18 protein-coding genes are annotated in these 22,783 nt (G+C 68.7%); 12 read left to right on the forward strand and 6 right to left on the reverse strand.

Features of this window, described 5'->3' with window-relative positions:
* Nucleotides 1–48 precede the first annotated feature (48 nt).
* The 9 genes from CW348_RS01105 to guaA all read left to right on the forward strand — a co-directional run bounded on the left by CW348_RS01105 (nucleotide 49) and on the right by guaA (nucleotide 12,489).
* Nucleotides 49–669 carry a sigma-70 family RNA polymerase sigma factor gene (locus CW348_RS01105; protein ID WP_049755075.1) on the forward strand — a complete coding sequence of 207 codons (621 nt, stop codon included), beginning with the start codon at nucleotides 49–51 and terminating at the stop codon, nucleotides 667–669.
* A 111-nt stretch (nucleotides 670–780) separates the two neighbouring features.
* On the forward strand, nucleotides 781–2,283 hold the full coding sequence (gene guaB, locus CW348_RS01110; RefSeq protein WP_011293019.1) for an IMP dehydrogenase: 1,503 nt from the start codon (nucleotides 781–783) through the stop codon (nucleotides 2,281–2,283).
* Nucleotides 2,284–2,439: 156 nt separating this feature from the next.
* Nucleotides 2,440–3,552: a GuaB3 family IMP dehydrogenase-related protein gene (locus tag CW348_RS01115; RefSeq protein ID WP_011293018.1), complete on the forward strand. Its 1,113-nt coding sequence runs from the start codon at nucleotides 2,440–2,442 to the stop codon at nucleotides 3,550–3,552.
* A gap of 209 nt (nucleotides 3,553–3,761) precedes the next feature.
* A complete protein-coding gene (locus CW348_RS01120) occupies nucleotides 3,762–4,634 on the forward strand; it encodes a lytic transglycosylase domain-containing protein (protein WP_016189222.1) in 873 nt (290 codons plus the stop codon).
* A 192-nt stretch (nucleotides 4,635–4,826) separates the two neighbouring features.
* A complete protein-coding gene (locus CW348_RS01125; protein ID WP_061783938.1) occupies nucleotides 4,827–6,548 on the forward strand; it encodes a glycerol-3-phosphate dehydrogenase/oxidase in 1,722 nt (573 codons plus the stop codon).
* Nucleotides 6,549–6,556: 8 nt separating this feature from the next.
* On the forward strand, nucleotides 6,557–7,900 hold the full coding sequence (locus CW348_RS01130; protein ID WP_011293015.1) for an AAA family ATPase: 1,344 nt from the start codon (nucleotides 6,557–6,559) through the stop codon (nucleotides 7,898–7,900).
* A gap of 136 nt (nucleotides 7,901–8,036) precedes the next feature.
* Nucleotides 8,037–9,050 carry a UDP-glucose 4-epimerase GalE gene (gene galE, locus CW348_RS01135; RefSeq protein ID WP_011293014.1) on the forward strand — a complete coding sequence of 338 codons (1,014 nt, stop codon included), beginning with the start codon at nucleotides 8,037–8,039 and terminating at the stop codon, nucleotides 9,048–9,050.
* Between the two features lie 115 nt (nucleotides 9,051–9,165).
* Nucleotides 9,166–10,743, forward strand: a complete 1,578-nt coding sequence (locus CW348_RS01140) for a succinic semialdehyde dehydrogenase (RefSeq protein WP_011293013.1) — start codon at nucleotides 9,166–9,168, stop codon at nucleotides 10,741–10,743.
* Nucleotides 10,744–10,902: 159 nt separating this feature from the next.
* The gene (gene guaA / locus CW348_RS01145) at nucleotides 10,903–12,489 is read left to right on the forward strand and encodes a glutamine-hydrolyzing GMP synthase (protein ID WP_011293012.1); all 1,587 of its coding nucleotides are present in this window, start codon (nucleotides 10,903–10,905) and stop codon (nucleotides 12,487–12,489) included.
* 162 nt (nucleotides 12,490–12,651) lie between these two features.
* Here guaA and CW348_RS01150 read toward each other — a convergent pair whose 3' ends face one another.
* The 5 genes from CW348_RS01150 to CW348_RS01170 form a co-directional block, all read right to left on the reverse strand.
* Nucleotides 12,652–13,611, reverse strand: a complete 960-nt coding sequence (locus CW348_RS01150; protein WP_227480925.1) for a hypothetical protein — start codon at nucleotides 13,609–13,611, stop codon at nucleotides 12,652–12,654.
* A gap of 174 nt (nucleotides 13,612–13,785) precedes the next feature.
* Nucleotides 13,786–14,649, reverse strand: coding sequence for a xanthine dehydrogenase family protein subunit M (locus CW348_RS01155; RefSeq protein ID WP_011293010.1), 864 nt, complete (start codon nucleotides 14,647–14,649; stop codon nucleotides 13,786–13,788).
* Nucleotides 14,646–15,143: a (2Fe-2S)-binding protein gene (locus CW348_RS01160; RefSeq protein WP_011293009.1), complete on the reverse strand. Its 498-nt coding sequence runs from the start codon at nucleotides 15,141–15,143 to the stop codon at nucleotides 14,646–14,648. Before CW348_RS01160 ends, CW348_RS01155 begins: the two co-directional genes overlap by 4 nt.
* Before the next feature lie 182 nt (nucleotides 15,144–15,325).
* Complete coding sequence (locus CW348_RS01165) at nucleotides 15,326–15,532, reverse strand: hypothetical protein (RefSeq protein WP_011293008.1); 207 nt, start codon at nucleotides 15,530–15,532, stop codon at nucleotides 15,326–15,328.
* Complete coding sequence (locus tag CW348_RS01170) at nucleotides 15,519–16,928, reverse strand: PspC domain-containing protein (protein WP_011293007.1); 1,410 nt, start codon at nucleotides 16,926–16,928, stop codon at nucleotides 15,519–15,521. Before CW348_RS01170 ends, CW348_RS01165 begins: the two co-directional genes overlap by 14 nt.
* Before the next feature lie 148 nt (nucleotides 16,929–17,076).
* Here CW348_RS01170 and CW348_RS01175 point away from each other — a divergent pair, with 148 nt between their 5' ends.
* Together CW348_RS01175 and CW348_RS01180 are read left to right on the forward strand one after the other, a co-directional pair.
* A complete protein-coding gene (locus tag CW348_RS01175) occupies nucleotides 17,077–18,261 on the forward strand; it encodes an ATP-binding protein (RefSeq protein ID WP_011293006.1) in 1,185 nt (394 codons plus the stop codon).
* A gap of 93 nt (nucleotides 18,262–18,354) precedes the next feature.
* On the forward strand, nucleotides 18,355–19,020 hold the full coding sequence (locus CW348_RS01180) for a response regulator transcription factor (protein ID WP_041428250.1): 666 nt from the start codon (nucleotides 18,355–18,357) through the stop codon (nucleotides 19,018–19,020).
* A gap of 5 nt (nucleotides 19,021–19,025) precedes the next feature.
* On the opposite strand, the gene CW348_RS01185 is transcribed toward CW348_RS01180, so the two are convergent.
* On the reverse strand, nucleotides 19,026–19,955 hold the full coding sequence (locus CW348_RS01185; RefSeq protein WP_011293004.1) for a nucleoside hydrolase: 930 nt from the start codon (nucleotides 19,953–19,955) through the stop codon (nucleotides 19,026–19,028).
* A 97-nt stretch (nucleotides 19,956–20,052) separates the two neighbouring features.
* Here CW348_RS01185 and pcrA point away from each other — a divergent pair, with 97 nt between their 5' ends.
* Nucleotides 20,053–22,317: a DNA helicase PcrA gene (gene pcrA / locus CW348_RS01190; protein WP_011293003.1), complete on the forward strand. Its 2,265-nt coding sequence runs from the start codon at nucleotides 20,053–20,055 to the stop codon at nucleotides 22,315–22,317.
* Nucleotides 22,318–22,783: the final 466 nt, after the last annotated feature.

The following is a 22,783-nucleotide window of genomic DNA, read 5'->3' on the forward strand; positions in this document are numbered from 1 at the left end:
TCTCGAATCGTGGCGAGTGAGTCTCCGCCAGTGGGCATCATTCGATATGTGAGGGATCTACGCGTCGCGGAAGGCACGCCACCATCTCACCGGCAGGCCACCCGCCCGCGGGCAGACGACGCAGAGCTCAACCACCTCACCTCGCTGGCGGCCCAAGGGGACGACGGCGCGGTGGACTCGCTGATCCGCGAAGTCCATCCCATGGTGGTGCGCTACTGCCGTGCCCGGCTGTCCCGCGTCCCCGGTTCCACCCACGACTTCGACGACGTGGCCCAAGAGGTGTGCCTCGCCCTGCTGTCCGCGCTGCCGCGCTACCGGGACATGGGGCGCCCTTTCGCTTCTTTTGTTTTCGGCATCGCCGCCCACAAGGTCGCTGATGCCCTGCGCGGCCGCACCCGCGCCGACGTTCCCACCGACTCGGTGCCCGACCACCCCGACGAATCACCCGGACCGGAAGAGTCCGCGGTCCGCATCGTCGAAGCAGAACAGGCCCGAGAACTCCTCAGCACACTCCCCGAACAGCAGCGCCGCCTCCTGTCCCTGCGCGTGATCGCGGGCCTGTCCGCGGACGAGACCGGGCACGCCCTCGGCATGTCTCCCGGCGCGGTCCGGGTCGCCCAGCACCGCGCACTGGCCCGGCTGCGCCGTGCCGCGCACCGACTGCGCTGAGTTTTCTCCCTGCGGTTTGTGAGAGTCCTGACGCCGTCCACCGGCCACAGCGAGTGGTTCATGAGCCCTAGGATGAGGCAAGGGAAGCTGCCGCTTGGGTTGGAAGGTGTCATGTCGCTCAAACCAACAGGAGACCAGGAGGAGTTCCAGAAAGTGCTCCCTCCCGGGCTCACCTATGACGATGTCCTGCTGGTACCCGCGTACTCGGATCTCCAGCCTGGCGAGGCGAACACGACCACCCGTCTCACCCGCAATATCACCCTGAGCATCCCGCTGGTCTCCGCGGCAATGGACACCGTGACCGAGGCGCGGATGGCCGTGGCGATCGCTCGGCAAGGCGGGGCCGGAGTCCTGCACCGCAACCTCTCGATCGAGGACCAGGCCGCCCAGGTCGACCTGGTCAAACGCTCCGAAGCGGGGATGATCACCCACCCGGTGACCTGCCACCCCGACGACACGCTCGCCGACGTGGAACGGCTCAGCGCCCACTACCGGATCTCCGGTGCCCCCGTGGTCGACGACGACGGGCGCCTCGTCGGGATCGTCACCAACCGGGACATGCGTTTCGAAGAGGACCGCTCCCGTCCGGTCCGCGAAGTCATGACCCCCATGCCGCTGGTCACCGCCCCGGTCGGCGTGTCCCGCGAGGAAGCGTTCAGACTGCTGCGCGCCAACAAGGTCGAAAAGCTTCCGCTCGTGGACGACGAGGGTCGGCTGCGCGGCCTCATCACCGTCAAAGACTTCACGAAGAGCGAGCAGTACCCGAACGCCACCAAGGACGCTGAGGGCCGACTCGTCGTGGGTGCCGCGGTCGGTGTCGGACCCGAGGCGGAGGAGCGCGCCAAAGCGCTCGTGGACGCCGGGGTCGACTTCCTCGTCGTGGACACCGCGCACGGCCACTCCGCCGGGGTGCTGGAAATGGTCGCCAAGCTCAAAGCCAACACCCGGGTGGATGTCGTCGGCGGGAACATCGCGACCCGCGCGGCCGCCCAGGCGCTCATCGACGCCGGCGCGGACGCGGTCAAGGTGGGGGTGGGCCCAGGCTCCATCTGCACCACCCGGGTGATCGCGGGCGTGGGCGCCCCCCAGATCACCGCCATCCTGGAAGCCGCGAAAGCCGCCGGCCCCGCCGACGTGCCGCTGATCGCCGACGGCGGACTCCAGTACTCGGGGGACATCGCCAAGGCCGTGGCCGCCGGCGCCAGCACGGTGATGATCGGAAGCCTGCTGGCCGGGGTGGAGGAGAGCCCTGGCGAGCTCCTCTTCATCAACGGCAAGCAGTACAAGTCCTACCGCGGCATGGGTTCGCTCGGCGCCATGCGGGGCCGCTCCTACTCCAAGGACCGCTACTCCCAGGCCGGGGTGGTCACGGACGACCAGCTCATCCCCGAAGGCATCGAGGGCCGCGTCCCCTACCGGGGCCCGCTGTCCGCGGTGGCGCACCAGCTCATCGGCGGGCTGCGCCAGTCCATGTGGTATGCGGGGGTGCGCACCCTGGACGAACTGCGTGAGCGCGGCCAGTTGATGCAGATCACCTCTGCCGGGCTGAAAGAAAGCCACCCGCACGACGTCCAGATGGTGGTCGAGGCCCCCAACTACCAGGCGCGCAACTGATCCGCCTTCCACCCCGCGCCGCCCGGGCGGGCGCATACCGCGGCGGTAGACTCGCGCCGGTGGTCACCTCCGGTCGATTCCGTCGGCACTCGGCGGTCCTGACCGAAGACCCTGCCGAGCGAGACGGCTTCACAGACTACAGAGGAGAGCACAGCGTTGGCTCAGGTTGAGATCGGGCTGGGCAAGGCCGGACGGCGGGCGTACGAGCTCGACGAGATCGGGATTGTGCCCGCGCGGCGCACCCGCGACCCCGAAGAGGTCTCCCTCTCGTGGCAGATCGACGCCTACCGGTTCGACACGCCGCTGATGGTGAGCCCAATGGACAGCGTGGTCTCACCGAAGACCGCGATAGCCATCGGCGAGCTGGGCGGCCTGGCGGTGCTTGACCTAGAAGGGCTGTGGACCCGCTACGAGGACCCCGAGCCGCTGCTTGCGGAGATCCGGGAACTCGACGACGCCACAGCCACCCGGAGACTGCAGGAGATCTACGCCGAACCGATCAAAGAAGAACTGATCGGCCGCCGGATCGAAGAGATCCGCCGCGCCGGGGTAGTCACCGCGGCCCGCCTCTCCCCCCAGCGCACGGCCCAGTACCACAAGGCCGTGATCGAGGCCGGGGTGGACATTTTCGTCATCCGCGGCACCACGGTCTCCGCCGAACACGTCTCCGGCCGCACGGAGCCCCTCAACCTCAAGCAGTTCATCTACGACCTCGACGTTCCCGTCGTGGTCGGGGGATGCGCCACCTACACCGCCGCCCTGCACCTCATGCGCACCGGTGCTGCGGGGGTGCTCGTCGGTTTCGGCGGCGGGTCGGGGCACACCACCCGCAGCGTGCTGGGGGTGGCCGTGCCCATGGCGACCGCGATCGGCGACGTCGCCGCGGCCCGGCGGGACTACCTCGACGAGTCCGGGGGCCGCTACGTCCACGTCATCGCGGACGGCGGGATGACCCGCAGCGGCGACATCGCTAAAGCGTTGGCCTGCGGCGCCGACGCGGTCATGGTCGGCTCCCCGCTGGCCCGCGCCGTCGAAGCCCCCGGCGGCGGCTACCACTGGGGCAGCGAAGCACACCACCACCAGTTGCCGCGGGGCCAGCGGCTCAAGGTCGGCACGATCGGCACCTTGGAGGAGATCGTGCGCGGCCCGGCTTCCACCAGCGACGGCTCCATGAACCTCATGGGCGCGCTCCGCCGCACCATGGCTACCGCCGGGTACACCGATGTGAAGGAATTCCAGCGGGTCGAGGTCGTCGTGGCGCCGAACTAACCGCGCAGTTCACCTCGTAACGACAACCGCACCCCCTCTGCTGCGACGCCCCCGAGTTGAGTCCCGGGGGCGTCATTTGATTCCGAACCCCCCTTAACAGACGGAACGCGACGAACTAGGGTGACTGTCCTGTTACGTCTGCTGTCCGTCAGGGGAAGGCCGACGCTTCTTCCCCGGGCTCGTGCATGTGTCTGGCAGAGAGTGGGGTTGTGGTGGCCGAGACGCTCTCCAAAGTCCGAACCGACACACCCCCCGCCTCCCCGGCGCCCAAACCCGGAATGTCGGGCGGGTGGCGTGCCTTGGGCGTGGCGGGAGCCGCGATCGCCGCGGTGGTGGGGGTAACCGGCGGCATTCTCGGCATCGTGGCGTTCACCGCTGAATCCTCCGCACCGCAGCTGCTGCCCCCCGGCCCCCACGAACTCGGGGGACGCGTGGAGACGCTCACCGAGACCAACGCCAGCACCGCGGAGGCGGAAGGAGTCCCGGGCTCCCGCCCGCTGCCGTCCGACCAGCACGCGGCCCTCCCCGAAATCGACCCCGCATGGCTCGACCGGGTCTCGGCTGCCACCGGAATCCCGCGCCGCGCCCTGCAGGCGTACGCGGCTGCACAACTGCAGCTCCTCGCGGAGCAGCCGGAGTGCCAAGTGTCCTGGCCGACTCTGGCGGCGATCGGCGAAGTGGAATCCCGCCACGGCACCTACGCGGGCGGGGAGCTCGCCCCCGACGGGACCACCACTGTCCCGGTCATCGGCATTCCCCTCGACGGGAGCCGCGGCACCGCCGCGATCCCTGATACCGACGGCGGACAGCTCGACGGCGACCCGGTGTGGGACCGGGCTGTCGGCCCCATGCAGTTCATCCCCAGCACGTGGGAGATCTGGGGCGCTTCCGCGGACAACAGCACACCCAACCCCCACGACATCGACGACGCCGCGCTGAGCGCCGCCCGCTACCTGTGCGCGGACGGCCGGGTGCTGACCACCAGCCAGGACTGGTGGGAAGCGATCTTGTCGTACAACCGGTCCGAAGAGTACGGGCGGAAGGTTCTCTCCATCGCCGCCGACTATGTCAACGCGCTTTAACTGACCGTCTCCACAGTGGGTACAGATTGTGGTGAACCGTCAGATATAGCCTGAAGCCAGCAGAACAGAACGTCGTTCACCACATCGCTCGCTCCCATGCCGCACCGCACGCGGCTTCCCGCGAGAGGAGGGAAGCGGCGTCCTCTGCCTCCGCCCGGCGCCCGGAAAGGAGGAGGGGACCCCGCGCACCAGATGACGGCAGCACGGTTGGGACCACAGGAACGGGACGCCGCCCTCAGGGCCATGGCCGACACCGAACTCGACGTGCTGGTGGTCGGAGGAGGGATCGTCGGAGCGGGTGTCGCTCTGGACGCGGTGGCGCGCGGCCTCTCCGTCGGGCTCGTGGAGGCCCGCGACTTCGCTTCAGGAACCTCCAGCAGGTCCAGCAAGCTCATCCACGGGGGCCTGCGCTACCTGGAGCACTTGGACTTCCCTCTCGTCCGCGAGGCGCTCACCGAACGCGGCCTGCTCCTCAGCCGGATCGCCCCGCACCTGGTGCGCCCGGTGCCGTTCCTGTTCCCGCTCCGCTCCCACTGGGAACGCCCCTACATCGGGGCGGGGGTGGCCCTCTACGACGCGCTGGCCCTGTCCGGCACCCGCACCCGCGGCCTGCCCGGCCACCGCCACCTCAGCCGCCGTGCCGCCCTGCGGATCTTCCCCGCGCTGCGCCGCGACGCCCTCGTCGGCGCCGTGCAGTACTGGGACGCACAGGTGGACGACTCCCGCTACGTGGTGATGGTGCTCCGCACCGCCGCCACCTACGGCGCGCACATCGCCTCGCGTACCCAGGCCGTCGGGTTCCTGCGGGAAGGGGAGCATGTCACCGGGGCCCGCGTCGTCGACCTGGAAACCGGCCGAGAGTTCGCGGTCCGCGCGAAACAGGTGGTCAACGCGGCCGGGGTGTGGACCGACGAGATCCAGGAGATGGTGGGCGGGCGCGGCCAGATCCACGTGCGCGCCTCCAAAGGCGTTCACCTGGTGGTGCCTCGGGACCGGATCCACGCATCCTCCGGGCTGATCCTGCGCACCGAGAAGAGCGTGCTGTTCGTCATCCCGTGGGGACGGCACTGGATCCTCGGCACCACCGACACCGCATGGGACCTGGACAAGGCGCACCCCGCGGCCAGCCGAACCGACATCGACTACGTGCTCAACCGCGTCAACGCAGTCCTGAAAACCCCGTTGACCAGAGACGACGTGGAGGGGGTGTATGCGGGGCTGCGGCCGCTGCTCGCGGGGGAGTCCGAGGAGACCTCCCGGTTGTCCCGGGAGCACACCGTGGCGCACCCGGTGCCCGGCCTAGTCCTCATCGCGGGCGGAAAGTACACCACCTACCGGGTCATGGCCAAGGACGCGGTGGACGCGGTCGCCCACGGGCTGGGCGGGGGAGTGCCCCCGTCGGTGACCGACCGGCTTCCCCTGGTGGGCGCCGACGGCTATTTCGCGCTGTGGAACCAGCGTCGCATCCTCGCCCGCCGCACCGGCCTGCACGTGTCCCGGATCCAGCACCTTCTGCGCCGCTACGGTTCCCTCATCCACGAAGTGCTGGGACTGATCGCCGAACAGCCGGATTTGAAGCAGCCGTTGACCGGCGCCGACGACTACCTGCGTGCCGAAGTGGTCTACGCGGTCCGCTACGAAGGGGCCCGCCACCTCGACGACGTGCTCAGCCGCCGCACCCACATCGCCATTGAGACGTGGGACCGCGGCCTTGCCGCGGCTGAGGAGGCGGCACAGCTCATGGCCGGCCCGCTCGGCTGGGACGATGCCCAAATCGCCCGAGAAGTGGAGTACTACCGTGCCCGGATCGAAGCGGAACGGGCCGCCCAGGAGCAAGACAGCGACCAGGAAGCCGACGCGGTCCAGCACGGTGCCCCGGATATCGTGCCGCAAGCCACCACCGTACGGGTCTGACCACGCAAGTGAACGCTGATCAAGGGAAGACGACAGACACCCCCCGCGTCCTCGAGATTCCCGCGGCGAGCCTGGTGCTGCTCATCGGGGTTTCCGGGGCGGGGAAGTCCACGTTCGCCGCCCGGCATTTCCGCCCCACCCAGGTGGTCAGCTCGGACCACTACCGGGCGGTCGTCAGCGACGACGAAAACGACCAGTCCGCCACCGACGACGCGTTCACCATCCTCCACGCCGTGGTGGACCGGAGGCTGCAGCGCGGCCTGCTCACCGTCGTCGACGCCACCAACCTCCACACGCACGCCCGGGTTGCGCTGCGGCGGATCGCGCGGCGGCACAATCTGCCGAGTGTCGCGATCGCCCTCGTCCCTCCCGTGGACGTGATCCGGCAGCGCGCCCGCGAACGGTCGGACCGCGCCCTCAGCGCCAAGGCCATCGACCGGCAGCTCACCGACCTGCAGCACGCCCTGGACCGCCTGGGCCAGGAAGGGTTCAGAGCGGTCTACGTGCTCCGCGATCCCGCAACGGTCGACACCGTCACGGTGCGACTGGTGCCTTTTCCCGGTTACCGCTCCGAGCTGCGCGGCCCCTTCGACATCATCGGCGACGTCCACGGCTGCCGGCTCGAACTGGAGGCGCTGCTGCACCAGCTCGGCTACCAGTTGGTGCGCGACGAGCACGGGCGCGCTGTCGGCGCCCACCACGTCGAACGCACCGCGGTGTTCGTGGGAGACCTGGTGGACCGGGGACCGGACTCGCCTGGCGTGCTCCGCCTGGTCATGGGAATGGTCGCCGACGGCGACGCCCTGTGCGTGGCGGGCAACCATGAGGACCGGTTGCGGAGGGCGCTGCAGGGACGGCGCGTGCAGGTCTCGCACGGTCTGCGGGAAACCCTGCAGCAGCTTGCCGCGGAGCCGGAAGCGTTCCAGGCCCGGGTCCGCGCCTTCTGCGCAGACCTGGTCAGCCACTACATTCTCGACGGCGGAAAACTGGTGGTCGCCCATGCCGGGCTGCCGGAGAAATACCACGGACGGGACTCCAAACGGGTCCGTGCTTTCGCGTTGTACGGCGAGACCACCGGGGAAGTCGACGAGTACGGGCTGCCTGTGCGGCTTCCGTGGGCCCGGAACTACCGGGGACAGGCGACCGTGGTGTACGGACACGTGCCCGCTGCCGACGTGGAGTGGCGCAACAACACTCTGTGCGTGGACACGGGGTGCGTGTTCGGCGGACGGTTGACCGCGCTGCGCTACCCCGAACGGGAGATCGTCAGCGTGCCAGCGGAACGCGTCTGGTTTCCGCCGACACGTCCGCTCTCCACCCCCCGGTGGACGGTCGCGGACGGCCGCGCATGAGGAGCCCGGGCGCTGCTCGCAGGGCGCGGCGGATCACTCGGCGCCGGGGCGGCATGCTCCGGCCAGACGACCTGCACGTCTATGCTGGTGGCGCAGCAGGGTTGCTGCATCGTGCCACGTCAATCCGGATATCACCATGAACGTACTGCTCACCGGCGGAGCCGGGTACATCGGAACGCATGTCGCTGTCGAGCTGTTGGAGAACGGCCACGACGTGGTCGTGGTCGACAATTTGCGCAACAGCCACGCGGAAGCGGTGCGCCGGGTAGAGCGCATTACCGGCCGTTCCGTCCACTTTTACGTCGGCGACTGCGCCGACCGGGAGCTGATGGACCGGGTCTTCACCGAGCACCGGATCGATGCGGCGGTCCACTGTGCCGGGTTGAAAGCGGTGGGCGAGTCCGTGGAGCTTCCGCTGCTGTACTACCGCAACAACCTCGACGCACTGTTGACGGTGTGCGAAGCCATGGACGCCCACGGCGTGCGCTCTTTAGTGTTCAGCTCTTCAGCGACCGTCTACGGCGACCCCGACCGGGTGCCGATTCCTGAGGATGCTCCGCTGCGCGCCACCAACCCTTACGGGGCGACCAAGCTGTTCGCGGAGCGGATCCTCTCCGACCTGGTCGCTTCGGCACCGGATTGGCGGATTATCACGCTGCGCTACTTCAACCCGGTGGGGGCGCACCCCAGCGGGCTGATCGGAGAGGACCCCGAAGGGGTGCCCAACAACCTCTTCCCCTACATCGCCCAAGTGGCGGCTGGACGCCGGGAGCGGGTCCTGGTCTACGGGGACGATTACGCCACTCCCGACGGCACGGGAGTGCGCGACTACCTGCACGTGATGGACCTCGCCCGCGGGCACGTCGCTGCGCTGGAGCGGCTCGGGGACGCCTACGGGATGCGCACCTACAACCTCGGCAGCGGCCACGGGGTCTCCGTGCTGGAGGCGATCGCGGCGTTCGAGCGGGCCTGCGGCAAGACGATCCCCTACGAGGTGGTGGCCCGCCGCCCGGGGGATATCGCGGTCTGCTACGCCGACCCGTCCGCCGCCAACCGGGACTTGGGGTGGAAGACGGCGTACACCTTGGACGAGGCCTGCGCCCACCTGTGGCGCTGGCAGACCATGAACCCGAACGGGTTCGCCGGCTGAGTCCTGCCGGACGACCGTCCCCGGGAGCGTGCCGGTCCGGGGTGCGGGCACATGCGCAGCCCTGTTTCATTACTTGCCGGTAGCGAGTGGAGGGCGGCTCGCCTAAGCTGCTGGTATGGAGACTGTGACGCACCCCACAGCAACGCGTTCCCTCCCCTTGGACGACGCTCTAGTCCAGCGGCTGACCCGCCACGTGGTCAGCAGTACCGGCCGTACCGTCGTCACCACGGCACCCTTCACCGGGGAACCCCTCGCCACCCTGCCCCAGTCCTCGGCCAGCGACGTCACCGAAGCGTTCCGCCGCGCCCGCGCCGCCCAGCGCGAATGGGCGCAGCGCTCGCCCCGCCAGCGCATCGCCCCCTTCCTCCGCTTCTCCGACCTGCTGCTCGACCGGCAAACCGAAATCCTGGACATCCTGCAATGGGAGACCGGGAAAGCCCGCAAGAACGCTTTCGAAGAAGTCTGCGACGCGGCCCTCGGCACCCTCCACTACGCACGCCATGCCCCCCGACTCCTCCGCCGCCGCCGCGCGCCCGGCGCCATCCCCCTCGCCACCCGGACCAGGGTGAACTACCAGCCCAAAGGGGTCGTCAGCGTCATCACCCCGTGGAACTACCCGCTCACCCTGCCCGTCGCAGACGCTGTCCCCGCCCTGCTGGCAGGCAACGCCGTCGTCGCCAAACCCGACACCCAGACCGCGCTGAGCGCGCTGTGGGCCATCGACCTGCTCGTCGAAGCAGGACTCCCCCGCGACCTGTGGCTCGTCGTCCTCGGCGAACCCGCGGAGATCGGTGACCCGCTGGTCGACGAGGCCGACTACGTCGCCTTCACCGGCTCCTCAGCGACCGGAGCCCGCATCGCCCAGCGTGCCGCCTCCCGGCTCATCGGCTGCTCCGCGGAACTCGGCGGCAAGAACCCGATGATCGTGTGCGCAGACGCCGACCTGGACCGGACCGTGCACGGCGCCGTAGCCGCCTGCTTCAGCAACTCCGGCCAACTGTGCATCTCCATGGAACGGCTCTACGTCCACGACTCCATCTACGACGCGTTCGTCGAGAAATTCGTGGCAGAGACGAAGAACCTGCGGCTCGGAGCGGACCTCGACTACTCCGCGGACCTGGGCTCTCTCACGTCCCAACGCCAATTCGACCGGGTCGTCGCCCACGTCGAGGACGCCCGCAGCAAAGGAGCCACCGTCCTGGCCGGAGGCCGCCCCCGCCCCGACGTGGGACCGCTGTTCTACGAGCCCACCGTGCTCACCGGCGTCGACGAGTCCATGACCTTGTGCGCCGAAGAGACTTTCGGACCGGTCGTCTCCCTCTACCGGTTCACCACCGAAGACGAAGCGATCGAACGCGCCAACCACACCCCCTACGGGCTCAACGCCAGCGTGTGGACTCGGGACGTGGCCCGGGGACGCCGCATCGCGGAACGGCTGAAAGCCGGGACAGTCAACATCAACGAAGGCTATGGCGCCGCGTTCGCCAGCTACGGCGCCCCCATGGGCGGGATGAAACGCTCCGGCCTGGGACGACGCCACGGAGTGGAGGGCATCCTGCGCTACACCGAAGCGCAGACCGTGTCCAGCCAGCACGTCGTCGGCCTCAGCGGCCCCCCGGGGATGTCCGCAGAAACCCTGTCGCGAGTGATGACCACCGGCATCCGGCTCATGCGCGCCCTACGCATCCGCTGAGGTGAGCTTCCGCACACTCTGTGCCCCTGCGACGCCGTGGTAGAGCGGAGATCCGGCAGCAGAACCCGTGCCCTGCTGCCGCTCCCGCCGCTCTACCACCCGGCAGCGCACTACACTGGCGGTGGTTCTGTCTCCGTATCTCCGCTGGAAGGCCGTTACGTGTCCGTTGCCGGTGCTCCCGAGAGCACGTTCGACACCGTTCTCGTCGTGGACTTCGGCGCGCAATACGCGCAGTTGATCGCGCGTCGGGTACGCGAATGCCACGTCTACAGCGAGATCGTGCCTCCGACCATGCCGGTCGAGGAGATGCTCGCCAAAAAACCCAAGGCCATCATCCTGTCGGGTGGCCCCTCCTCGGTGTACGCCGACGGAGCCCCGCAAGCTCCCCCCGGCCTGTTCGACACCGGGGTGCCCATCTTGGGGATCTGCTACGGCTTCCAGGTCATGGCGCAGACCCTCGGCGGCACCGTCGAACGGACGGGACGCTCCGAATACGGGCGTACCACGATCAACGTCGCCACCGACAGCCTGCTGTTCCACAGCCTGCCTCAGCAGCAGACCGTGTGGATGTCGCACGGCGACGCCGTGTCCCAGGTCCCCGACGGGTTCACCGTCACCGGGCAGACCGCGGACGCCCCGGTGGCCGCGATGGAGCACCGCGACCGGGCCCTCTACGGGGTCCAGTTCCACCCCGAAGTGGTCCACACCGAGCACGGCCGGGCCGTGCTGCAGCACTTCCTCTACGAGGCCGCGGGCTGCCGCCCCACCTGGACGATGGTCAACATCGTCGAAGACCAGGTGGCGCGCATCCGCGCCCAGATCGGCAGCAAGCGGGCGATCTGCGGGCTGAGCGGCGGAGTGGACTCCGCGGTAGCGGCCGCCCTCGTGCAGCGCGCTATCGGCGACCGTCTGACCTGTGTCTTCGTTGACCACGGGCTGTTGCGCCAAGGGGAAGCGGAGCAGGTCGAAAAAGACTTCGTCGCCGCTACGGGAGCCAGCCTCAAAGTCGTCGACGCCCAAGAGCGGTTCCTCACCGCTCTGGCCGGGGTCACCGACCCGGAAACCAAACGCAAGATCATCGGACGCGAGTTCATCCGCGTCTTCGAACAGGCAGCCCGCGAGATCGTCGCTGAAGCCGGGGAAGGCGACGAAGCCGTCGAATTCCTCGTCCAAGGCACGCTCTACCCGGACGTGGTGGAGTCCGGGGGCGGCAACGGGACCGCCAACATCAAATCGCACCACAACGTCGGCGGACTCCCCGACGACCTGCAGTTCACCCTGGTCGAACCGCTCCGGGAGCTGTTCAAGGACGAAGTCCGCAGAGTCGGCGAAGAACTCGGCCTCCCCGCAGAAATGGTGTGGCGGCACCCCTTCCCCGGCCCGGGCCTGGCCATCCGCATCGTGGGCGAGGTCACCGCGGAGCGGCTGGAGATCCTGCGGGCAGCCGACGCCATTGTCCGCGAAGAGCTGACCCGAGCCGGACTGGACCGCGCCATCTGGCAGTGCCCGGTGGTGCTGCTGGCAGACGTGCGCTCCGTGGGGGTGCAAGGCGACGGCCGGACCTACGGCCACCCGATCGTGCTGCGCCCGGTCACCAGCGAAGACGCCATGACTGCCGACTGGGCCCGGGTCCCCTACGACGTCCTCGCCACGATCTCCAACCGCATCACCAACGAGGTCCCCGACATCAACCGGGTCACCCTCGACATCACCAGCAAGCCGCCCGGCACGATCGAATGGGAGTGACCCTCCGGTCCGCGGCAGCCACGGCAGGGGACCGCACCCGGCCGTGACGCCTCCACCGGAGTCGCCGTTCACTCCCGCGCCGCGAAGACCGCAACGGCTCCCCTGCACCAGGGGAGCCGTGCGTTGTCTTCACCCCCGCCTCCCGTGGCACGGGGAAGGGGCCTACTCCACCAGTTCCAACGCCTTCTCGTACTCTGCGCGGCTGAACAATTCGTTCTCCTCCACACCGTCGATGACGCACGTCACCTCGAGGAACGCGTCGCGCTTCCCCAACAGCGCGACATGGAGGAGGTCCGGCCGCGAGTCAGTCAGCGGAGAAAGCAGGTAGGTGACCGACGACTTCGCGCCGTACGGGTTCTTGTCGTTGCGGATCTGGAAGGGTTCGGTGGGGAACGCGCTCCCCTCCTCGAACAGGCCGCAGGTGTACTCCGTCAGCGCCCGACTGTTCTCGGTCAGCAGCGCCTCAGGCAAAGAATTGCAGTAGCCCTGCTCAGCAGAGCAGTCTCCAGGCCGGATCAGTGTGGGATCCCGGCCGTCAACCTCTTCCACGGCCAGTCCGCTCGGACGCGGACCGAACTGCTCTCGCAGGGCCGCCGTGTCCCACTGCTCCACGAACAGCGAGTCCTCGCTCCAAGAGAGCAGTGCGGTGACCACCTGCTCATAAGAGCCGGGCACGTGCTCCCAGACAGTCCCGACGAGATCCTCGGAGACCTGCCGGAGTTCACCGACGCCGGAAACGTAGGAGAGGCTCAGCCCGACATAGATCGTGTGCTTGCCCTCGAAACCGCCGACCCCCAGGAACGGGTGGCGCTCGTAGCGCTCTTCAATGACTTCGTGCACCGCGTCAAGGTCGCTGATCCGTGTGGCGGGCGAACTTGTGACGAGGACGAGCGTCACCACAACCACAACCAGCGCCAGGCTGGCTGAGAACAGGCCGAGGATCAGACCGGTGCTGCTGCGGCGCGGCGGCGTATAACCCGCAGGTCCAGGAGGGGGCATCGGCGGGGGAACCTGGTAGCCGGGCGGGGGCACTCCCCGGTGCGGCTGGCCAGGCGGATACTGTCCGGGAGGAGGACCATACTGCGGGCCACCCCCGAAGGAGGGGTTGTACTGCGGTTCCACGCGGTGACTCCAAACACCAGGGGAGGAGACTCCCTGACTCCCACGGGTTGCATGCACCATCGTCCCCCGAACCGCGGCTCAGCAAGCGAGGGCGCAGCCGGAATCTCACTGAACCGTCGTGGAACAGTAGCCTTTCCTTCGGATAAGCGGGCCGGGTCTCCGCGTACCGCGAGGTCACACCCCTGCCGCGGTGATCAGCGCCCGACCCGTCAACACCCGGGCCAGACCCCGGTGCTCCACGTCGCCGCTGGCACTGTCCGACGGGAGGACCTCGTCAACGGCCCGCGCTGCCGCGCGCAGCAGGGCAGCCCGGCTCGGAAGACCGATGCACGCCGCCTCCACGGTGGCAGCCCGCAACGGCGTAGGCCCCACATTGCCGAGCACCACGCGGGCCGCAGCGATCACCCCGTCGCCGCGGCGCACCCCTGCCGCGGCCCCGCCGATCGCCCACGACCGCCGGTCGGTGGGAAACCGCTCGTAGTGGAACGACCAGCCCGGCCACTTGGGCACTCGGATACCGGTCACCAGCTCGTCGGGGCCTATCGCAGTGGTCCGCTTCGCTACGAAGAAGTGCGCCGCGGGAACCCCGCGTTCCCCGGCAGGACCGGTGATCCGGCATTCCGCCCCCAACGCCACTGCCGCAGTAGGCAGCTCGAACGCCGGGTCGGCGTATGCCAACGCCCCGCCCACCGTGCCGCGGTGGCGCACCGCCGGGTCGGCGATCACCCCCGCAACCCTGGCCAGCAACGGGGCATGGGACCGCACCAGCGGATGGCTCGCCACCTCGTGGTAGGTGGTGAGCGCCCCGATCCACAGCGAGTCCCCTTCGTCCCGCACCCCGCGCAGCTCCGCGACCCCACCCAGGTCCACGAGCACATCAGGGCAGACCTGGTGCGACCGCAGCAGCGGCACCAGGCTTTGACCGCCCGCCAGCACCCGCCCTTCTAGGCTCTCACCCAGGATCTGCACCGCTTCCGCGATGCTGTGCGCCCGCGCGTACTCGCATCCCGGGGGCAGTACGCCGTTGTCTCCGCTCATCCGACCACCCGCGTCTCGGGGAGCTGTGTGTCCGCGTCCTGCACTGCGTCCGCCGCCTCGCACACCGCGCGCACGATGTCGGCGTCACTGCCGCAGGGGCACCGGACCCCCGACAGTCCCTCGTGGATCTCCTGCTCCGAAGGGGAAGAGCAGCCCCGCAGCAATTCCACTGCCGCAACCACCAGCCCGGGCCGACACCGGGTGCACCGCCGCACATGCCGCCGGAACGCTTTCTGGAGAGAGTGCGCGGTAGCGTCGTCCGCCAACCCGTCGACCGTGGTGACCGTGCACCCGTCCGTCTGGACCGCCAGCATCAGACAGCTTTTGACGGCCACCCCGTCCACCAGCACGAGGCACGCCCCGCACTCGGCGGTCGGGCAGTCCACGGGAATACCGCCGCTTTTCCGTTCCCGCAGGTACTGGGAGAGGGGAAGACACGCGTCAACCTCGTCCTCGTACCGCGTGCCGTCCACAGTGACACCGATGCCAGGCAAACGGACCTCCCCCTCCCCGCCGGGGAAACCCGTAGTCCCCGGCTTCACGCACGCGCCAGTGTGTCCGTCACGTCACAGTGCGCAACGACCCTAGACGAGGGGTTCCAGCGGCGGTCAGCACGCGGAGCCGCCATACGAGGTTTTTCCGCGCGGCAGACAGAAAATTTGCCTGACCCAGGGTTTCACGAGGAACGCCGGTGCTCTGAGTGGCGTGACCGCAGCAGCACACGCACGATGCCGACCACTCCCAAACCGAGGGCAAGCACCGGAAGCAGCCACAGCACGTTGAAGTCCCACGCGGTCGTGCCACTGACCACGAACGCCAGCCCTAGCAGCACGAACAGCAGCCCTGCGACCAGCGAGGCCCAGTCGGTGCTACGCCGTGACATGCGACACCTCCAGATTGCCCGCGCAGGAATCCACGATGAGGTTCAGCGTCGGCACCTCCGCCGCAGCGTCCTCGCCTTCGTTACTGCCCGGGCCCGAGCGCGGGGGAACGACTTCGTGGACATCCACCCTGAGACCCGCTTCGAACATCTGGTCGCCGAGCGTGACCCAACCGATCCCGGCCTGACCGCGGACCACGGTCCGCACCGTGTCCGGCACGATGACCTCCACCGATCCGAGACCGACCCGCGCCCGCACCGTCACCTCCTGGCCCGGCTCCACGGGAAGCCTGGTCAGGTCGAGACGGGCCTGACCGGCAGTCAACTCGAACGGCTCCCGTATCTCGGCGACCGCGGTCGGCCGCCAGGTGACCGAGCCGAACCGCGCTTCGGTCACATCGGTTGCCGTGGCACCCACCGCCAGCACGGTCGCTAGGGTGGCGACCGGGACGATGCCGCGCGGATTCCCCACCCACGCGCCCAGGATGAGGACCGCCCCGCACAACGTGACAATCCCTCCCAGGTAGAGCGGGGCAGTCTGCGGCCCCAGCAGGGCATCCACCGACACCCCACCGAAGACGAACATTACCCCGGTCAAGGCCAGCGCACCCCAGACCACGAGAGCGAACAGCCCTACCCCGCCGCGCCGGGACGAGGAGCAGGCCCCGTTCCGCTCCTGCGGCCGCAGCTCTGCGATGCCCGCAGCAGCCTCGTGACGGGCCGTCGTTTTCTGGCCGGCCTCGGGCTCGGTGGCCTGCCGCGCGAGGACAGCCAAGTCGACGGGGCCGTCCGAGGCCGCAGTCCACGACTGGCCCGGATGGTAGTAGGCAGGGGCAGGGCTAGGAGCAGCCACGCTCGGCGGGGGATCCTGCTTCTTCAACCATTCCGGCAACTGCCGGAGGGTGTGGGCCAGATCCACTCCGCGGTTGTGCGCGACCAGGCAGCCCAGCACCAGCGGCACCGCCAGGACCAGCGTCGTCCAACTGAACCCGCCGAACAGGGTGAAAGCTGTCCCCACCGCCAGACCGCAGCCGAGGAGGGCAAGGACAGCATCCCCGGTCAGCCTCCGGCTGAACAACTGCTCCGCCATGGCGGGGCCGCCGCGCGCATCCCGCATCAGCAGCCACGCAAAGGCGTACAGCCACACCCCGGTCCCCCCGCCCAGCGCGGTGACCGCGAACGCCGTGCGCCACACCACCGGGTCGATCCGCGTATAACGCCCCAAACCAGCCGCCACCCCGGTAAGCACGGCGGCGACATCGTCCCGGCACAGGGCGCGCTCAGCGGCGCTGGTCGGAGCGGACGTCTCCGCGGCGGCGGGCTCCGCTGCCCGCGCCGCACTGTTCTGCTCGCCGTCCACCATGGCTCCATGCTCTCCCGTGGTGTTCCCGCTTCCCATCAGGGAGTTCCCTGACCTCACCCTGAACTCGGGTCCCGGGGGACCGGGGAGTTCCCCCGATGCAGACCGCGCAGCCCGGCAGGCATGCTGGTACCAGGCAGACGAATGCGAGGAGACGGTGACCGCGACGCGAGAAGAGCCACCGCAGTTGTACCGCAGCACGGACGACCGGCTGCTAGGCGGAGTCTGCTCCGGACTAGCCCGCCACCTCGGCATCGACCCGGTCGTGGCGCGGCTGGCGCTGCTCGCTCTCGCCGTCGGCGGTATCGGGGTCGCGGTCTACCTCGTCCTGCTCCTGCTCGTCCCCCCCGACCCGGAGGCGGAAGAGGACACGACAGCCGACCCGGAGGAGCGCACCCGCCGCAAAGGCCGCGACATCAGCCAGATCCTGGCCTACATCGCCCTGGCCGCCGGACTGGGCATGCTCTTCCTGTTCTTCGGCGGTGTCCTGGACCCGCTGCTGTGGTTCCTGGTCTTCGGTGCTCTCGGCGGCACCATCCTGTGGCAGCAGGCCAACCCCGCGGAACGCGACGAGTGGGTCGCCTCCACCACGCTGCGCGGCAAAGCGTGGATCCGCACCGGCCTGGGCGTCCTGCTCGTCATCGTCGGCGTGATCGGGTTCCTCGCCTTCCAGCAGCAGCTCCACGAAGCACGCGCCGGACTCACGTTCGCGCTCACCCTGCTTGCCGGGATCGGGCTGATTGTCGCCCCCTGGATCATTGGCCTGGTGCGGGAACGCGACCGGGAACGCCGAGAACGCATCCGCAGCCAGGAACGCGCTGAACTCGCCGCGCACATCCACGACTCGGTGCTGCACACCCTCACCCTCATTCAGCGCCGCGCCGACGACCCGCGCGAAGTGCAGCGGCTGGCTCGAGTCCAGGAACGGGCCCTCCGCAACTGGCTCTACCAGCGCCGGACCGACGTGGATCTCACTCTCTCCCCCGCGCTGGAAGGAGTGGCCGCCGAGGTGGAAGAGGTCCACGGGGTCCCCATCGAAGTGGTCTGCGTGGGCGACTGCCCCCTCAACGACGGGCTGCGTGCCACCCTGCAAGCCGCCCGGGAAGCCATGGTGAACGCGTCCAAGTACGCGGGAGTGGACACCATCTCCGTGTTCTGCGAAGTGGAACCGGACGAAGTCCTCGTCTTCATCCGCGACCGCGGCCCCGGATTCGACCTGGACGCGGTACCAGCCGACCGCATGGGCGTCCGCGGCTCGATTATCGGCCGGATGGAACGCCACGGCGGGCACGCCCGAATCCGCACCGCACCCGGGGAAGGGACCGAAGTCCAACTACGCATGCCCCGCCCGTCCCCGTCTGGGGAGACCTAGCGCGACCCAGACGACACTCCAGTCCCAGCAGCCCGTGTCCGAAGGAGGACGCCGTCTTTGCGGGGATGGTACAGCCAGGTAGAGTCCCACGATGTGGGAGAAGAGAACACCTTCGCCAGTGGCCGTATCCCGAGGATCGTCATCGTCGACGACCACCACCTGTTCCGCAGTGGAGTGCGGGGCGAACTCGGCGACACCGTCGACGTAGTCGGCGAAGCCGGAGACGTCGACGAGGCGGTCCGCGTCATCAGCGAACAGCGTCCCGACCTGGTCCTGCTCGACGTCCACCTGCCCGGCGGCGGAGGAATCGAGGTGCTCCGCCGGATCCTGCCGAAACACCCTGAGATCCGGTTCCTCGCCCTGTCGGTCTCCGACGCTGCCGAGGACGTCATCGGAGTGATCCGCGCCGGCGCCCGCGGCTACGTCACGAAAACCATCTCCGGCACGGAGCTCGCCGACGCGATTGTGCGGGTGGCCGACGGTGACGCCGTGTTCTCCCCACGTCTCGCGGGATTCGTCCTCGACGCGTTCGCGGCCACCGACGCACCCCCCGTCGACCCGGAACTCGACCGCCTCACCCAGCGGGAACGCGAAGTGCTCCGGTTGATCGCCCGCGGCTACGCCTACAAGGAGGTCGCCCGCGAACTGTTCATCTCGGTGAAGACCGTGGAGACCCACGTCTCCTCGGTCTTGCGCAAACTCCAGTTGTCCAACCGGCACGAACTGAGCCGCTGGGCTACGGCCCGCAAACTCGTCTAACCCGCTCAGGCCAGCGCGCGCAGCATCCGGGAGAGGAACTTGGGCACGTCCACCTCGGTGGGCAGCACCACCGCAGGCCGCGAGGTCTCCTCGCGGCGGGGACGCAGATCCGCGATGGTCATGCCGCGTGTGTGCGCACCGGCCAGCTCCACCAGCACGGGAACGGTCTCCGACTCTTTCACCAGCGACGGGTCCACCAGCACCGCTGCAGCAAGCGGGTCGTGCATCGGACACGCCCGCTGGCCCAGAAACGACGTGTACCAGCCCACGTAGTAGGCGAGGAACCGGTGCGCGTACTGGGCGCGCTCCCCCGGCAGCGCCGCCAACTCCTCCAGCCACGACTCGGTCGCCAAGGCTCGCATGGTGACGTCGAGAGCCACCAAAGTCAGGTCGAACCCCGCGCCGAGCACTGCCTCGGCCGCCTCAGGGTCGTTGTTGACGTTCGCTTCGGCCCACGGGGTGACGTTGCCCGGCGACCGGACCGCACCGCCCATCACCACGACCCGGTTCACCAGCTCAGGCAGCCGCGGTTCGAGAGCCAACGCCACAGCCAGGTTGGTGAGCGGACCGAGCGCCAGCACGTTGAGCTCCCCGGGAGCCGACCGGGCCAGGCGCACAAGCAGCTCCGCTGCCGACTCGGACACGGGACGCTTCGCCGCCTCGGGCAGTTCGATCCCTCCGAGCCCGTTGTCCCCGTGGACATGCCGGGCGAGCCGGGGCTGCTGCATGAGCGGGCGCGCCGCCCCCACCGCAACCGGGGTCTCGGGACGTCCGAAAAGCTGCAGCAGCCGCACCGCGTTCTCCGCGGTGCTCTCCACCCCCGTGTTCCCGTAGACCGCCCCTACCCCCGCGATCTCGACCCTGTGGTCCGCCGCGAGGTAGGCCAATGCCAGCGCGTCATCAATCCCCGGGTCGCAGTCGACGAAAACCCGCACTGAATCCCTCCACAACCGTTGCTTCCACGGGCAACGGCCCAGACTAGCCGCGGCAGGAGGTCAGCGGTGTCCTTCCGCCGCGTCTACCCTTGGTGGGGTGTCCTCCCAAGAGCAGCTTCTCGAAGGTCTCAACGAGCTCCAGCGCGCCGCGGTGCTCCACCACGGCAGCCCGCTGCTGATCATCGCTGGAGCGGGGTCAGGCAAGACCCGTGTCCTCACCCACCGCATCGCCTACCTGCTGGCCGAGCGGGGAGTCCGCCCCAGCGAGGTGCTCGCGATCACCTTCACCAACAAAGCCGCAGCCGAGATGAAGGAGCGTGTCGAGCGGCTGCTCGGTGAACGCACGGCCAGCGCCATGTGGGTGATGACCTTCCACTCGGCCTGTGTGCGCATCCTGCGCCGCGAGGCGGCCCGCCTGGGATACCCCAGCAGTTTCACCATCTACGACTCCGCGGACTCCCAGCGGCTGATGCAACTGGTCTGCCGCGAACTCGACCTGGACCCCAAACGCTTCCCGCCCAAGTCGTTCTCCGCCCAGGTGTCGAGCCTGAAGAACGAACTGGTGGACTACGACACGTTCGCGGGGCGGGCAGAAACCGTGCAGGAGCGCGCTCTCGCGGAGGCGTACCAGCTCTACCAGCAGCGCCTCTACGAGGCGGGGGCGATGGACTTCGACGACCTCATCATGGTCACGGTCCATCTGCTGCAGATGTTCCCCGAGGTCGCCGAGCACTACCGGCGGCGGTTCCGGCACCTGCTGGTCGACGAGTACCAGGACACCAACCACGCCCAATACGCCCTGATCCGGGAGCTCGTAGGCGACGGCGACCCCGCCACCCCGGGACCGGAATTGTGCGTGGTGGGCGACGCCGACCAGTCCATCTACGCCTTCCGCGGGGCGACGATCCGCAACATTCTGGAGTTCGAGCGCGACTACCCGCAGGCCACCACCATCCTGCTGGAGCAGAACTACCGGTCCACGCAGACCATCCTCTCCGCAGCCAACGCCGTTATCGCGCACAACACGGAGCGCCGCCCGAAAAACCTGTGGTCCGCCCAGGGAGAGGGCGAGCCTATCGTCGGCTATGTCGCCGACGATGAGCGCGACGAGGCAACGTTCGTCGTCCAGGAGATCGACGCCCTCACCGACGCGGGAACCTGCACCCCCGGCGATGTCGCGGTGTTCTACCGGACCAACGCCCAGTCCCGCGTACTGGAGGAAGTGTTCGTCCGCACCGGCATGCCGTACCGGATCGTCGGCGGGGTGCGGTTCTACGAACGCAAGGAGATCCGCGACATCCTCGCCTACCTCCGCGTGCTGGCCAACCCTGAGGACTCGGTGAGCCTGCGCCGCATTCTGAACGTGCCGAAACGCGGGATCGGGGAGCGGGCCGAGCAGGTCATCGAACAGTTCGCGGCACAGGAGCGGATCACGTTCGCGCAGGCCCTGCGCCGCGCAGACGAAGCACCGGGAATCGCCACCCGCTCGCTCAAAGCGATCAAAGAGTTCGTCGCGCTCCTCGAAGAACTCGAGGAGCTGGCTGCCACCCGCAGCCCGGCCGAGACGATTGAAGCGGTCCTGGAACGCACCGGCTACTTGGAAGAGCTCGTCAACTCCAAGGACATCCAGGACGAGAGCCGCGTGGAGAACCTCGAGGAGTTCGTCGGCGTCGCCCGCGAGTTCGAATCGTCTTTTGACGCCGCGCTGGCCGCAGAAGGAGCCGACGGGGAAACCGGCCGCGACGGTGCGGAACCGACCCTGGTGGACTTCCTCGAGCAGGTCTCCCTCATCGCCGACACCGACCAGCTCCCTGACGAGGACGACCAGGGCGGGGCCGTCACCCTCATGACCCTCCACTCGGCCAAAGGATTGGAGTTTCCCGTGGTCTTCCTCACCGGGTTGGAGGACGGGGTCTTCCCGCACCTGCGGGCGCTCGGCGACCGGTCCGCACTGGAAGAGGAGCGGCGGCTGGTCTACGTCGGTATCACCCGTGCCCAGGAGCGGCTCTACCTGACCCGGGCTGCGACACGCAGCTCCTGGGGGGCCGCGGCCTACAACCCTCCGTCGCGGTTTTTGGACGAGATTCCCGCAGAACTCGTGACCTGGCGCCGGGCAGAGTCCACGACGGAGGCGCTCCGCCGTTCCGTGTCCCCTGCCCGCACGTCGCGGCCGACCCGCAAGGCCGAGCGCCCGGTGCTAGCGCTGCGGCCAGGCGACAAGGTGAACCACGACTCCTTTGGGCTGGGCACCGTGCTCTCGGTCGACGGCACCGGGGATCGGACGCGGGCCCGTGTCGACTTCGGAGCGGGGGTCGGGCAGAAGGACCTCATGGTCAAGTTCGCTCCGCTGGAGAAGCTCTGACGACGACGGGCACGCATCCGCGGATACGGGTTCGACCTGGGCATATGCGTCCTGGCCGAACCCGATTCGCCAAGCGGGCGAACGTGGGATAAAGTCTTCCAACGCCGCCGGGCTTCCGGGCGTGCCCGGGCACGGTGGTCAGTCCAGAGGATGTGCGAAGCACTCCGCAGAGCACGGTAATCTGGATAAGCGAACCGAGCGAGACGGACGCGGTAGCTGCCGCGGACGGGCCGGTTCTCCCACTCCAGCGCCGATGGTCCGAGCACTCTCGGAGAGGCGCTAGAGTAAAGAAAGAAGCCAAGAGCGAAGCCGGCAGGCGCCGGAAGAGCTCTGAAGTGATGTGCCGCATCCGGGGAAGAGCCCGTGTGGGTTTGTAGACGGTTGGCGGTTGTTTCTTGAGAACTCAACAGCGCGTGGTTGTTTCTTGACAGCCGGGTTTGTGTGGTTTTTGGCTCCTTCCTGCCCC

The organism is Thermobifida sp. (genome assembly GCF_017577275.1).
Classification (GTDB): Bacteria; Actinomycetota; Actinomycetes; order Streptosporangiales; family Streptosporangiaceae; genus Thermobifida; species Thermobifida fusca.